Raw genomic sequence first — 13,574 nt, 5'->3', positions numbered from 1 at the left:
ATGCGTTTCCCTGTGGGAGCGAGCCTGCTCGCGATGGCGGTCTTAACGACTCAGATACATCCGGGTCGTCAGCAGATAGACCGGCAACCCCGACACTAATATCAATAACGCCGCATAAGGCGCCGCCGCGGCAAATTCCACATTCGCGGTATGCGCCCAGACTTCCGTCGCCAGTGTATTCAGCCCGGTCGGACTCAACAGCAAGGTCGCCGTCAGTTCTTTCATCGCATCCAGGAACACCAGCGCAAACGCTGCACCCAGTGCCGGGAAAATGATCGGCAGTGTCACTCGGCAGAAAGCGCTGAAAGACGAGGCGCCCAGTGTACGTGCCGCTTCTTCAAGCTGCGGTGCCGCCTTGTTCAGGGCGGTGCGGATCGGCGCCTGGGCCAGCGGCAGAAACAGCAGGGCGTACGCGATCAGCAGCAATGCCGAAGTCTGGTACAGCATCGGCACGTAGTGCAGGGCGAAATACACCAGGGTCAGGGCAATGACCAGTCCCGGCAGGGCATGCAGCAGATATGGCAAGCGCTCGGCCCAGATCGCCAATTGGCCCTTGTAGCGCACGACCAGCAGGCCGACCGGCACCGCCAGCACCAGGCACACCGCAGCGCCACCCAGCGACAGCGCGAGGGATGACAGCAATGCTTCGCCGATGGCAGCCATTGGAAAGGCCGCCGATGATCCGACTGCCAGCCAGTAAGCCAGCATGCCCAACGGAATCCCGCTGCCGATGATTGCCAGCAGCAGGCAATAAAGCTGTCCCGCCACTGCCCAAGGCCCCAGTTGAACCTGCTCCGCCTGCCGCGCCGCACCCTGGCCGGTGCGCACGTGTCGCCCCTTGCCGCGCACGCGCAGCTCCAGCCACAACAACGCCAGGCACAACATCAGCAGTACGGCGGAGAGCATCGCCGCATTGGCATTGCTGAATTCCAGCTCGAACTGCTGATAGATCGCGGTGGTGAAGGTTTGCAGGCCGATGATCGACAGCGCGCCGAATTCCACCAGCATGTGCAGGGCAATCAGCAAGGAACCGGCGAGCAGCGACGGCCAGAGCAGGGGCAAGGTGACCTTGAAGAACACGCCCCAGCGGTTCTGTCCCAAGGTGCGCGCCGACTCTTCCAGTGAAGGGTCGAGATTGCGCAGGGTCGCCGCCACCGGCAGGAAAATCAGCGGGTATTTAGAGAGCGTCATCACCAGAATCGCCCCGCCGAGTCCCTCGAAATGAGCGCTCAATGAAACCCAGGTGAAGCTGCTGACAAACGCCGGTACGGCGAAGGGCAGGCACAGGATCACACCCCACAGGCGTCGCCCCGGCAGACTGCTGCGCTCCAGCAACCACGCCAGCGACAGGCCGATCACGCCGCAGGCCAGCGTCACGCCGACCATCAACGCCAGAGTGTTGCGCAGCAGTCCGAACACATAGGGGCGCCACAGCAAGTGCAGCGCCTCGGCCCAGCCTGCTTGCCAGGCCTTGAGCCCGACATAGGCCAACGGCAGCAGGCTGAGCACCACCAGTAGCAAAACCGGCAGGACCAGCCAGATTGACGGCCGCTTGCGTCGTGGCATGTACCCGCCATGTGCGGAAAGCGATGCGCTCATCAGTTCAGGCCAACGTCACGTTCCAGGTCCAGGGCTTCTTCGGCATTGCCCAGGTCGGCTGGCGTGACTTTCGGTGCTTGCAGCTCGCTGAATGGCTTGAGTCCGCGATCAGACTCCATGCCTTTGTGCAGCGGGTATTCGGCGGTGGTCTGGGTGATCACGCGCTGGCCTTCCTCGCTGGCCATGTAGGCGAGCAATTGCTGTGCTTCTGTTGGGTGTTTGCTGGATTTCAGCACTGCTGCGCTGGACACGGTGATCAGCCCGCCAACGTCGCCGCCGGTGAAGTAGTGCAGTTTCGAATCGAGCTGGCCCTTTTCACGCTGCAAGGCGAACCAGTAGTAGTTGTTGACCAGCACGGTGGCCACTTCGCCATTTTCCACGGCTTTGAGCGCGACCATATTGTTGCTGTAGGTCTTGCCGAATGCGCGCAGCCCGGTCAGCCATTCTTCGGCAGCGTCCATGCCGTGCACTTTGATGATGGCGACGGCTTGTTCCTGGAAGGCTCCGCTGGTGGGCACGAAGCCGACCTTGCCTTGCCATTTTGGATCGGAGAATTCCATCACCGAGGTCGGCAGGTCTTTTTCATCAATCAGCTTGGGGTTGTAGGCGACGACGCGCACCCGGGCAGTCACGCCAATCCAGGTGCCATTGCTGGCGACGTATTCCTTGGGCAGAACGGCCAGCGTGGCGTCATCCGCCCTGGCCAGCAGGCCTTGTTCGCCAAGTTTGTTCAGTGGCGGCGATTCTTCGGTGTAGATCACGTCGGCAGGGGAGCGATCGCCTTCTTCGACGACCTGGCTGGCGAGCTGGTTGCTGCTGCCTTTGCGTACATTGACATGGATCCCGGTCTTGGCTTCGAAGGCTTTGGCGACCGCGTCGCCGACTTCTTTGTGTTGGCCGTTGTAGAGCGTCAGGGAAACCGGGTCGGCGGCCTGGGTGAGGGGAGTGGCAAGTGCCAGGCCGAGCAGGGTGATGGTCAAGCCGCGGCGCAGGGTATTTCGAAACATCATTCGCAGGGTTCCTCACTGTCGCATTGCAAAAACTTGTAACAATGATAAACGATATTGCTTCTCAAATGCGCCTTGCGGGTTGGATTTGCGTTTGGTACGGGCTGCCGATGACCCTGTAGGAGCGAGCCTGCTCGCGACGGTCTCCAACGATAACGCGGGGTGCCTGCATGCAAATGTTGTCTGGGCGTGCATCGCGAGCAGGCTCGCTCCTACAGAAGGGCGGTAGAGAACATTTCTGGATGCCAGAAACGCAAAAACCCGCTTTCGCGGGTTTTTGTGAAGTTAAAGGCCGTAACCTTGAACTTGAATTGGTGCCCAGAAGAAGACTCGAACTTCCACGACCGTAAGGTCACCAGCACCTGAAGCTGGCGTGTCTACCAATTTCACCATCTGGGCATTCATCTTCAGCGTTGCCGCTGTTGATGTGGCGCACTATACGGAGAGCGTTTTGATCTGTAAACCCCTGATTTTAAAAATTAATAAACCAGTGGTCCAGAATGCAAAAACCCGCTTTCGCGGGTTTTTGTGTGAGCCTTGAAATTGATCTAATCTCAAGCTCGAAATTGGTGCCCAGAAGAAGACTCGAACTTCCACGACCTTGCGGTCACCAGCACCTGAAGCTGGCGTGTCTACCAATTTCACCATCTGGGCAGTATCGGCAACGTCTCCGTCGTCGATGGCGCGCACTATACGGAGCGTCTTTTTAACTGTAAACCCCCGGAATCAAAAAAACCTGGAAAATTTCGCCAGCGGTCTTCAAAACAGCTTTGCGGTGTCGATACAGGGCTTTAGATGGGTCGTCTTAGCCTGAAATTTCCCGTTTCATTACGCCTATGCCAAACTAACCCGCATATAGACAAGGTGAAAACTCTCTAATGGCCGATTGGCAGTCCCTCGATCCCGAGGCCGCTCGTGAAGCGGAAAAATATGAAAACCCTATTCCTAGCCGCGAACTGATCCTTCAGCACCTTGCTGATCGGGGTTCGCCTGCTAACCGCGAGCAACTGGTCGAAGAGTTTGGTCTGACCACAGAAGACCAGATCGAAGCCCTGCGCCGCCGCCTGCGCGCCATGGAGCGCGATGCTCAACTCATCTATACCCGTCGCGGCACTTATGCGCCGGTGGACAAGCTTGACCTGATCCTGGGGCGCATCAGCGGTCACCGTGACGGCTTCGGCTTCCTGGTGCCGGACGACGGCAGTGACGATCTGTTCATGAGCCCGGCGCAGATGCGCCTGGTGTTCGACGGTGACCGTGCCCTGGCGCGTGTTTCCGGTCTGGATCGTCGTGGTCGCCGTGAAGGCATGATCGTCGAAGTGGTATCCCGTGCACACGAGACTATCGTCGGTCGCTACTTCGAAGAGGGCGGTATCGGTTTCGTCGTTGCGGATAACCCGAAGATCCAGCAGGAAGTGCTGGTGACGCCGGGCCGTAATGCCAACGCGCAGATCGGTCAGTTCGTCGAAGTGAAGATCACTCACTGGCCGACGCCACGCTTCCAGCCGCAAGGCGACGTGGTTGAAGTCGTGGGCAACTACATGGCGCCGGGCATGGAAATCGACGTCGCCCTGCGTACCTATGACATTCCTCACGTCTGGCCTGACGCCGTGCTCAAGGAAGCCGCCAAGCTCAAGCCGGAAGTCGAAGAGAAAGACAAAGAGAAGCGCATCGACCTGCGCCATCTGCCGTTCGTCACCATTGACGGCGAAGATGCCCGCGACTTCGACGATGCGGTCTATTGCGAAGCCCGTCCGGGCAAGCTGCGTCTGTTCTCGGGCGGCTGGAAGCTGTACGTGGCGATTGCCGACGTATCCAGCTACGTGAAGCTCGGTTCGGCGCTGGATGCCGAAGCGCAGGTTCGCGGCAACTCGGTGTACTTCCCCGAGCGCGTGATTCCGATGCTGCCTGAGCAGCTGTCCAACGGTTTGTGCTCGCTGAACCCGCAAGTCGATCGTCTGGCCATGGTTTGCGAGATGACCATCTCCAAGTCCGGCGAAATGACCGACTACTGCTTCTACGAAGCGGTGATCCACTCCCATGCGCGCCTGACCTACAACAAAGTCAGCGCCATGCTCGAAACGCCGAAAGCCACCGAGGCGCGCAAGCTTCGCGGCGAATACACCGACGTCGTGCCGCACCTCAAGCAGCTGTACTCGCTGTACAAGGTATTGCTGGCGGCCCGTCACGTTCGTGGCGCGATCGATTTCGAGACCCAGGAAACCCGGATCATCTTCGGTTCCGAGCGCAAGATTGCCGAAATCCGTCCGACCGTACGCAACGACGCACACAAGCTGATCGAGGAATGCATGCTGGCGGCCAACGTGGCCACCGCCGAATTCCTGAAAAAGCACGAAATTCCTGCGTTGTACCGCGTTCACGATGGTCCGCCGCCGGAGCGTCTGGAAAAACTGCGCGCCTTCCTCGGTGAACTTGGTTTGTCCCTGCACAAAGGCAAGGACGGTCCGTCGCCGAAGGATTACCAGGCATTGCTGGCCGGTATCAAGGATCGTCCGGATTTCCACCTGATCCAGACCGTCATGCTGCGTTCGTTGAGCCAGGCGGTGTACAGCGCTGATAACCAGGGCCACTTCGGCCTGAATTACGAAGCCTATACCCACTTCACCTCGCCGATCCGCCGCTATCCGGACTTGCTCACGCATCGCGCAATCCGCAGCGTGATCCATTCGAAGCAGAACACCCCGCACGTTCGCCGTGCCGGTGCGATGACCATTCCCAAGGCACGCATCTATCCGTACGACGAAGCGGCCCTGGAGCAGCTCGGCGAGCAGTGCTCGATGAGCGAGCGCCGTGCCGACGAAGCAACCCGCGACGTGGTGAACTGGCTCAAGTGCGAGTTCATGAAAGATCGCGTGGGCGAGTCGTTCCCGGGTGTGATCACGGCCGTGACCGGTTTTGGTCTGTTCGTCGAGCTGACCGATATCTACGTCGAAGGCCTGGTGCACGTCACCGCGCTGCCGGGCGATTACTACCACTTCGATCCTGTGCACCACCGCCTGGCCGGTGAGCGCACCGGTCGCAGCTTCCGCTTGGGCGACACCGTGGAAGTGCGAGTCATGCGCGTCGACCTCGACGAGCGCAAGATCGACTTCGAGATGGCTGAAAAAACCATCAGCGCGCCGATCGGCCGCAAAAAACGCGGTACCGAAAGTGCAGCGCCTGCAGCGAAAGTCGAAGCAGAACCGGCCCCGGCGAAAACCGGTCGCCGTCCTGCCAAGGAAAAGGCTGTGGAAGCCTATCGCCCGAGCGATGCCGCGGCGAAAAACGCCGAAGTGCGCAAAAGTCGTGAAATGAAACAGGCGTTGCTGGCCGGTGCGAAAAGCGGCGGTAAAGCGGCGTCTGGGGGAAAGACCAGCCGGTCGGCGCCTGACAAGGCCGTCGGCGGCAAGCCAGCCAAACCGAGCAAACATCGTAAAGGCCCGCCAAAAGCGGGCTCGGCTCCAGCCAAGAGTGGCGGGGCGCGTAAACCTAAGGCCAAGCCATGAGTCAGTTGGAAAAGATCTACGGCGTCCATGCTGTAGAAGCGTTGTTGCGTCACCACCCGAAACGCGTCAAGCAGATCTGGCTGGCCGAAGGCCGCAATGATCCTCGGGTCCAGACGCTGATTGAGCTGGCCAACGAAAACCGGGTCCAGGTCGGCCAGGCCGAGCGCCGCGAAATGGACGCCTGGGTTGAAGGCGTGCACCAGGGCGTGGTCGCGGACGTGAGTCCGAGCCAGGTCTGGGGCGAGGCAATGCTTGATGAGCTGCTTGATCGCACCGATGGTGCGCCGTTGTTGCTGGTGCTCGACGGTGTGACCGATCCGCACAACCTCGGCGCCTGCCTGCGCTCCGCCGATGCGGCGGGCGCGCTGGCAGTGATCGTACCGAAGGACAAGTCGGCCACGCTGACTCCGGTTGTACGAAAAATCGCCTGCGGCGCGGCGGAAGTGATTCCGCTGGTTGCCGTGACCAACCTGGCGCGCACCCTGGAAAAGCTCCAGCAGCGCGGCTTGTGGGTTGTCGGTACAGCCGGCGAGGCTGAGGTCAGTCTGTATGACCAGGATCTCACCGGTCCGACCATCCTGATCATGGGGGCCGAAGGCAAGGGCATGCGTCGCCTGACCCGTGAGCATTGCGATTATCTGGTGAACCTGCCGATGGCCGGTAGCGTCAGCAGCCTCAACGTTTCCGTGGCCACCGGCGTTTGCCTGTTCGAAGCGCAGCGCCAGCGCAGTGTCAAAGCCAAGGCTGCTGCCAAGAAGTCCTGATCCATGCGCGACCCACTGTAGGAGCGAGCTTGCTCGCGAAGAACTCAAGATCGCCGCGGAGAATCAGCTTCCCCGCGTTATCGTTGACAACCTTCGCGAGCAAGCTCGCCCCTACAGTGTTCTTGTTGTGCTGGAGGTTGTTCAAATAATCACCAATTACCTTGCGCCTCCTTCGCCCCTTCTCTACAATTGCGCCCCTTGCTGTGACGGCAGGCACGCATGTGCCTTACCCACGCAAGTCCATAAGTGTCATTCACTCCTTGTCTGACCGCTTTTGAGCGGCAGGCTACAACCCGTAAGGAGCATTCATGCGTCATTACGAAATCATCTTTTTGGTCCACCCGGATCAAAGCGAGCAAGTCGGCGGCATGGTTGAGCGTTACACCAAGCTGATCGAAGAAGACGGCGGCAAAATCCACCGTCTGGAAGATTGGGGCCGTCGTCAACTGGCCTACGCAATCAACAATGTTCACAAGGCTCACTACGTGATGCTGAACGTTGAGTGCACTGGCAAGGCCCTGGCCGAGCTGGAAGACAACTTCCGCTACAACGATGCAGTGATCCGTAACCTGGTCATCCGTCGCGACGAAGCCGTTACCGGCCAGTCCGAGATGCTCAAGGCTGAAGAAAACCGCAGTGAGCGCCGTGAGCGTCGCGACCGTCCTGAGCACGAAGGCGTTGAAAGCGCTGACAGTGATGACAGCGACAACAGCGATAACGCTGACGAGTAATCCACGGACCTTTTAAGGAGCCTATCAAATGGCACGTTTCTTCCGTCGTCGTAAATTCTGCCGCTTCACCGCTGAAGACGTGAAAGAGATCGATTACAAAGATCTCAACACTCTGAAAGCCTACGTATCCGAGACCGGCAAAATTGTTCCAAGCCGCATCACCGGTACCAAAGCTCGTTATCAGCGTCAGCTGGCCACCGCTATCAAGCGCGCCCGCTTCCTGGCCCTGCTGGCCTACACCGACAGCCACGGCCGCTGAGACCGGGCAGTCGACACGTAGCAAAGGATTGAATGCATGCGGGCCATAGCTGAGTTCATCATGCGCGGCCGTATGCAGGCCACTCTGGTAGTGGCTGGATGCGCGGCATTGCCGCTGTTGTATTGGTTGGGTGCTGCCGCCGGATGCCTTGTGCTCCTGCGGCGCGGATTGAGGGACGCCCTGGGCGTTCTTGCTCTGGGACTGCTGCCGGCATTGGCCTGGTGGCTTTACTCCGACGACCCACGGGCACTTCTGGTGCTGCTGGGGTCTGCGAGCCTTGCGTTGGTTTTGCGCGCAAGCGAGTCCTGGAACCGCGTGCTGCTGGTCAGCATAGCGATGGGAGTGGTGTTTTCAGTGGTGTTGGGGACAGCTTTTGCTCCCCAGATCGAGATGCTGGCGCAGGCTTTGATCAAAGTCATGCCGTCGCTACTCGGTGATGTCTACCAGAAGTTGTCGGTAGACGAACAAGCGCGTTTCGCGTCCCTGATTGCACCGGTCCTGACCGGCCTGATTGCGGCGTTGTTGCAAATCGTCAGCTTGCTGAGCCTGCTTGTCGGGCGTTACTGGCAGGCGTTGTTGTACAACCCGGGCGGTTTTGGTCGCGAGTTTCGCGCCATCCGCCTCCCGCTGTTGCCGGCGATGTTGCTGCTGGCGTGCATGCTTCTGGGGCCGAACATCGGTCCGCAGATGGCCATGTTGACGCCGTTGTGCAGCGTACCGCTGGTGTTCGCCGGGCTGGCCCTGATTCACGGGCTGGTGGCGCAGAAGCGACTGGCCAGGTTCTGGCTTGTGGGGTTGTACGTGACGCTGTTGCTGTTCATGCAACTGATCTATCCGTTGCTGGTGGTCCTGGCCATCGTCGACAGCCTGATTGATTTTCGCGGTCGTTCGGCACCGAAAGATGCCGATAACGCGAACGGTGAAGGTTAAAAGTTAAGAGGATTTTCACATGCAACTGATCCTTCTGGAAAAAGTCACCAACCTGGGCAACCTGGGTGACAAAGTGAACGTTAAGGCTGGTTACGGTCGTAACTACCTGCTGCCTTACGGCAAAGCTACCGCTGCGACCCCAGCCAACCTGGCTGCGTTCGAAGAGCGTCGCGCTGAGCTGGAAAAAGCTGCAGCAGATCGCAAAGCATCGGCTGAAAGCCGCGCTGCCCAACTGGCCGAGCTGGAAGTGACCATCACTGCCACCGCTGGCGACGAAGGCAAGCTGTTCGGTTCGATCGGTACTCACGACATCGCTGACGCACTGACCGCCTCCGGCGTTGAAGTGCAGAAGAGCGAAGTTCGTCTGCCGAACGGCACCATCCGCAACGTAGGCGAATTCGACGTAGCCGTGCACCTGCACGCCGAAGTTGAAGCCACCGTACGCGTTGTCGTGGTAGCAGCTTAAGCAGCACTTGTCGGCTGGCACCCTCGGGTGCTTGCCGGTAACATCGGGCACGATCCTGTTTACAGGTCGTGCCCTTTGTCTTTCTGGCATCCCAGTTTTTACATTCCTGCTTTCCAAAAAAAAACCAAGTGGCCATGAACGAAATCTTAGCTCCCGAGCAATACGACCTGCAAACCGCCGCGCTGAAGGTGCCGCCGCATTCCATCGAGGCCGAACAGGCTGTGCTCGGTGGTCTGATGCTGGACAACAACGCCTGGGAACGCGTGCTCGATCAGGTCTCCGACGGCGATTTCTATCGGCATGACCACCGCCTGATTTTCCGCGCGATCGCCAAACTGGCCGATCAGAACATGCCGATCGACGTCGTGACCCTGTCCGAGCAACTGGACAAGGAAGGTCAGACTTCACAGGTCGGCGGCCTCGGTTACTTGGGCGAGCTGGCGAAAAACACCCCGTCCGTCGCCAACATCAAGGCCTATGCGCAGATCGTTCGCGAACGGGCGACATTGCGTCAATTGATCGGCATCAGCACCGAAATCGCCGATAGCGCTTTCAATCCGGAAGGCCGTACCGCCGCCGAGATTCTCGACGAAGCCGAGCGCCAGATCTTTCAGATTGCCGAAGCGCGGCCAAAAACCGGTGGCCCGGTGGGCGTCAACGACCTGCTGACCAAAGCCATCGACCGCATCGACACCCTGTTCAACACCGACAACGCCATCACCGGGCTGTCCACCGGCTATACCGACCTCGACGAGAAAACCAGCGGCCTGCAACCGGCCGACCTGATCATCGTCGCCGGCCGTCCGTCCATGGGTAAAACCACCTTTGCGATGAACCTGGTGGAAAACGCCGTGTTGCGCAGCGAGAAGGCCGTCCTGGTGTACTCCCTCGAGATGCCAGGCGAATCGCTGATCATGCGTATGCTGTCTTCCCTCGGCCGCATCGACCAGACCAAGGTGCGTTCCGGTCAGTTGGAAGACGACGACTGGCCGCGCCTGACCTCGGCGGTCAACCTGCTCAACGACCGCAAGCTGTTCATCGACGATACCGCGGGCATCAGCCCGTCGGAAATGCGCGCCCGGACCCGCCGTCTGGTGCGCGAACACGGCGATGTCGGCCTGATCATGATCGACTACCTGCAGCTGATGCAGATCCCGGGTTCCAGCGGTGACAACCGGACCAACGAGATTTCCGAGATCTCCCGATCCCTGAAAGCCCTGGCCAAGGAATTCAACTGCCCGGTGGTGGCGCTCTCGCAGCTCAACCGTTCCCTGGAACAGCGGCCGAACAAGCGCCCGGTGAACTCCGACTTGCGGGAATCCGGAGCGATCGAGCAGGACGCCGACGTGATCATGTTCGTGTATCGCGACGAGGTGTATCACCCGGAAACCGAGCACAAGGGCATTGCCGAGATCATCATCGGCAAGCAGCGGAACGGGCCGATCGGCTTTATCCGCCTGGCCTTTATCGGTAAGTACACCCGATTCGAGAACCTGGCGCCGGGTAGCTATAACTTCGACGACGACGAATAACTGTTGATGCAGGGCCCCTGTGGCGAGGGGGCTTGCCCCCGTCCGGCTGTGAAGCAGTCGTAAAACCAGCCAACCCATTTCATCTGGAGAATGGGGGCTCGGGTTTTGGGGTTGCTTCGCAACCCAACGGGGGCAAGCCCCCTCGCCACAAGGGTTGTGTGTTGCTCCAAGGTATTGCGCTATAGCATCTCCCACCAATTTCCGACCACAGCCGTCGGAATTGGTCAAAATTTGTGCTATATTCCGCGCCCGCGAAATTCAATGAAAGCCAACACCGGTTATCGACATGCAAGCAGCCAAGCCGTTATTTGACTATCCCAAGTACTGGGCCGAATGTTTCGGGCCAGCGCCGTTCCTGCCCATGAGCAGGGAGGAGATGGATCAGCTCGGCTGGGATTCCTGCGACATCATCATCGTCACCGGTGATGCCTACGTCGACCACCCGTCGTTCGGCATGGCGATCATTGGCCGGCTGCTGGAGTCCCAGGGCTTCCGCGTCGGGATCATTGCCCAGCCGAACTGGCAGTCCAAAGACGACTTCATGAAGCTCGGCGAGCCGAACCTGTTCTTCGGTGTCGCGGCCGGCAACATGGACTCGATGATCAACCGTTACACCGCCGACAAGAAAATCCGCTCCGACGATGCCTACACCCCGGGTGGCCTGGCGGGCAAGCGTCCGGATCGCGCAAGCCTGGTCTACAGCCAGCGCTGCAAGGAAGCCTACAAGCACGTGCCAATCGTGCTCGGCGGCATCGAAGCGTCGCTGCGCCGCATCGCGCATTATGACTACTGGCAGGACCGCGTGCGCAACTCGATCCTGATCGACGCCAGCGCCGACATCCTGCTCTACGGCAACGCCGAGCGCGCGATCGTCGAGGTCGCCCAGCGTCTGTCCTACGGTCACAAGATCGAAGACATTACCGACGTGCGCGGGACCGCGTTCATCCGTCGTGATACGCCGCAAGGCTGGTACGAAGTCGACTCCACGCGCATCGACCGTCCGGGCAAGATCGACAAGATCATCAACCCGTACGTCAACACCCAGGACACCCAGGCCTGCGCCATCGAGCAGGAAAAAGGTCCGGTTGACGATCCGCAAGAAGCCAAGGTCGTGCAGATTTTGGCCAGCCCGCGCATGACCCGCGACAAGACCGTGATCCGTCTGCCGTCGGTGGAAAAGGTCCGCAACGACGCGGTGCTCTACGCCCACGCTAACCGCGTGCTGCACCTGGAAACCAACCCGGGTAATGCCCGCGCGCTGGTGCAGAAGCACGGCGAAGTGGACGTTTGGTTCAACCCGCCACCGATTCCGATGACCACCGAAGAAATGGACTACGTGTTCGGCATGCCTTATGCGCGCATTCCGCACCCGGCGTACGGCAAGGAGAAGATCCCGGCCTATGACATGATCCGCTTCTCAGTGAACATCATGCGTGGCTGCTTCGGCGGCTGCACCTTCTGCTCGATCACCGAGCACGAAGGGCGGATCATCCAGAACCGTTCCCACGAGTCGATCATTCGCGAAATCGAAGAAATTCGCGACAAGGTTCCCGGTTTTACCGGCGTGATCTCCGACCTCGGTGGCCCGACCGCGAACATGTACCGCATCGCCTGCAAGAGCCCGGAAATCGAATCCGCGTGCCGCAAGCCATCCTGCGTGTTCCCGGGTATCTGCCCGAACCTGAACACCGACCACTCGGCGCTGATCAAGCTGTATCGCAGTGCCCGTGAATTGCCGGGTGTGAAGAAGATCCTGATCGCTTCCGGCCTGCGTTATGACCTCGCGGTCGAGTCGCCGGAATACGTTAAAGAGCTGGTGACCCACCACGTCGGTGGTTACCTGAAGATCGCCCCGGAACACACCGAGGAAGGTCCGCTCAACCAGATGATGAAACCGGGCATCGGCAGCTATGACAAGTTCAAGCGCATGTTCGAGAAGTACTCCAAGGAAGCGGGCAAGGAGCAGTACCTGATCCCGTACTTCATCGCCGCCCACCCGGGCACCACCGATGAAGACATGATGAACCTGGCCCTGTGGCTCAAGGGCAACGGTTTCCGTGCCGACCAGGTGCAGGCGTTCTACCCGTCGCCGATGGCCACCGCCACCGCGATGTACCACTCGGGCAAGAACCCGCTGCGCAAGGTCACCTACAAGAGTGACGCGGTGACCATCGTCAAGAGCGAGGAGCAGCGTCGTCTGCACAAGGCGTTCTTGCGTTATCACGACCCGAAAGGCTGGCCAATGCTGCGTGAAGCACTGACCCGCATGGGTCGCGCCGACCTGATCGGGCCGGGCAAGAACCAGTTGATTCCTTTGCACCAGCCGTCGACTGACAGCTACCAGAGCGCCCGTCGCAAGAACTCGACGCCGGCCGGCAGCCATAAGGTGGCCAAGGAAAAGACCACCAAGATCCTCACCCAGCACACAGGCCTGCCACCGCGTGCCAGCGATGGCGGCAACCCGTGGGACAAGCGCGAACAGGCCAAGGCGGCGGCGTTCGCCCGCAACCAGCAGGCGGCCAAGGAACGCAAGGACGCGGCCAAGGGCAAGGGGCCGAAGCCGGCTCGCAAACCCGTCGTACCGCGCTAAGCCTCGCCTGCGCTGAACAGAACGCCAACCTTCGGGTTGGCGTTTTGCATTCCGGGCTTGGAGGGTGTGCAGGGCTGCTGGCCTCTTCGCGGGCAAGCCCGCTCCCACAGTGTCCGAGTCAAACACAAATTTTGCGAACGCCTCTAAACCTGTGGGAGCGGGCTTGCCCGCGAAGAGGCCGGTTTTGGCG

At 60.0% G+C, this 13,574-nt stretch carries 10 protein-coding genes and 2 tRNA genes; 8 read left to right on the top strand and 4 right to left on the bottom strand.

Annotated features, from left to right (window positions below; genetic code table 11):
• Positions 1 to 42: 42 nt before the first annotated feature.
• From Q8X48_RS03680 to Q8X48_RS03665, 4 genes are all read right to left on the bottom strand, one after another.
• Positions 43 to 1,599 (bottom strand): ABC transporter permease, encoded by a 1,557-nt coding sequence (locus Q8X48_RS03680; protein WP_126048919.1) that lies wholly within the window; start codon positions 1,597 to 1,599, stop codon positions 43 to 45.
• Entirely contained in the window at positions 1,599 to 2,609 is a 1,011-nt protein-coding gene (locus tag Q8X48_RS03675) for an extracellular solute-binding protein (RefSeq protein ID WP_217837033.1), read from the bottom strand. The genes Q8X48_RS03680 and Q8X48_RS03675 overlap by 1 nt, the downstream gene beginning before the upstream one ends.
• Before the next feature lie 309 nt (positions 2,610 to 2,918).
• A tRNA-Leu gene (locus tag Q8X48_RS03670) sits at positions 2,919 to 3,005 on the bottom strand.
• A 168-nt stretch (positions 3,006 to 3,173) separates the two neighbouring features.
• A tRNA-Leu gene (locus tag Q8X48_RS03665) sits at positions 3,174 to 3,260 on the bottom strand.
• Between the two features lie 224 nt (positions 3,261 to 3,484).
• On the opposite strand from Q8X48_RS03665, the gene rnr reads away from it, so the two are divergent.
• The 8 genes from rnr (at position 3,485) to Q8X48_RS03625 (ending at position 13,384) form a co-directional block, all read left to right on the top strand.
• Complete coding sequence (gene rnr, locus Q8X48_RS03660) at positions 3,485 to 6,112, top strand: ribonuclease R (RefSeq protein ID WP_407799683.1); 2,628 nt, start codon at positions 3,485 to 3,487, stop codon at positions 6,110 to 6,112.
• Positions 6,109 to 6,876, top strand: coding sequence for a 23S rRNA (guanosine(2251)-2'-O)-methyltransferase RlmB (gene rlmB / locus Q8X48_RS03655; protein WP_007973273.1), 768 nt, complete (start codon positions 6,109 to 6,111; stop codon positions 6,874 to 6,876). The genes rnr and rlmB overlap by 4 nt, the downstream gene beginning before the upstream one ends.
• A gap of 308 nt (positions 6,877 to 7,184) precedes the next feature.
• Positions 7,185 to 7,607: a 30S ribosomal protein S6 gene (gene rpsF / locus Q8X48_RS03650; protein ID WP_007973274.1), complete on the top strand. Its 423-nt coding sequence runs from the start codon at positions 7,185 to 7,187 to the stop codon at positions 7,605 to 7,607.
• A 28-nt stretch (positions 7,608 to 7,635) separates the two neighbouring features.
• Positions 7,636 to 7,866 (top strand): 30S ribosomal protein S18, encoded by a 231-nt coding sequence (gene rpsR, locus Q8X48_RS03645; protein ID WP_002551829.1) that lies wholly within the window; start codon positions 7,636 to 7,638, stop codon positions 7,864 to 7,866.
• Between the two features lie 36 nt (positions 7,867 to 7,902).
• The gene (locus tag Q8X48_RS03640) at positions 7,903 to 8,796 is read left to right on the top strand and encodes a hypothetical protein (RefSeq protein ID WP_407799680.1); all 894 of its coding nucleotides are present in this window, start codon (positions 7,903 to 7,905) and stop codon (positions 8,794 to 8,796) included.
• 19 nt (positions 8,797 to 8,815) lie between these two features.
• Positions 8,816 to 9,262 (top strand): 50S ribosomal protein L9, encoded by a 447-nt coding sequence (gene rplI / locus Q8X48_RS03635; protein ID WP_007973276.1) that lies wholly within the window; start codon positions 8,816 to 8,818, stop codon positions 9,260 to 9,262.
• Positions 9,263 to 9,396: 134 nt separating this feature from the next.
• Positions 9,397 to 10,794 carry a replicative DNA helicase gene (gene dnaB / locus Q8X48_RS03630; protein WP_095964704.1) on the top strand — a complete coding sequence of 466 codons (1,398 nt, stop codon included), beginning with the start codon at positions 9,397 to 9,399 and terminating at the stop codon, positions 10,792 to 10,794.
• Between the two features lie 286 nt (positions 10,795 to 11,080).
• Positions 11,081 to 13,384, top strand: a complete 2,304-nt coding sequence (locus Q8X48_RS03625; protein ID WP_095964705.1) for a YgiQ family radical SAM protein — start codon at positions 11,081 to 11,083, stop codon at positions 13,382 to 13,384.
• Positions 13,385 to 13,574: the final 190 nt, after the last annotated feature.

The organism is Pseudomonas sp. QLc11A, assembly GCF_052112305.1.
In the GTDB taxonomy this organism is placed as follows: Bacteria; Pseudomonadota; Gammaproteobacteria; order Pseudomonadales; family Pseudomonadaceae; genus Aquipseudomonas; species Aquipseudomonas laurylsulfatiphila.
This window is presented reverse-complemented; position numbering and strand designations above follow the sequence as displayed.

Bases quoted from the DNA above. Each gene is read 5' to 3' on its own strand.
- rpsF (WP_007973274.1), top strand. From the start codon at position 7,185: ATGCGTCATTACGAAATCATCTTTTTGGTCCACCCGGATCAAAGCGAG.
- rpsR (WP_002551829.1), top strand. From the start codon at position 7,636: ATGGCACGTTTCTTCCGTCGTCGTAAATTCTGCCGCTTCACCGCTGAA.
- dnaB (WP_095964704.1), top strand. From the start codon at position 9,397: ATGAACGAAATCTTAGCTCCCGAGCAATACGACCTGCAAACCGCCGCG.
- rlmB (WP_007973273.1), top strand. From the start codon at position 6,109: ATGAGTCAGTTGGAAAAGATCTACGGCGTCCATGCTGTAGAAGCGTTG.
- rnr (WP_407799683.1), top strand. From the start codon at position 3,485: ATGGCCGATTGGCAGTCCCTCGATCCCGAGGCCGCTCGTGAAGCGGAA.
- Q8X48_RS03640 (WP_407799680.1), top strand. From the start codon at position 7,903: ATGCGGGCCATAGCTGAGTTCATCATGCGCGGCCGTATGCAGGCCACT.
- Q8X48_RS03680 (WP_126048919.1), bottom strand. From the start codon at position 1,599: ATGAGCGCATCGCTTTCCGCACATGGCGGGTACATGCCACGACGCAAG.
- Q8X48_RS03625 (WP_095964705.1), top strand. From the start codon at position 11,081: ATGCAAGCAGCCAAGCCGTTATTTGACTATCCCAAGTACTGGGCCGAA.
- Q8X48_RS03675 (WP_217837033.1), bottom strand. From the start codon at position 2,609: ATGATGTTTCGAAATACCCTGCGCCGCGGCTTGACCATCACCCTGCTC.
- rplI (WP_007973276.1), top strand. From the start codon at position 8,816: ATGCAACTGATCCTTCTGGAAAAAGTCACCAACCTGGGCAACCTGGGT.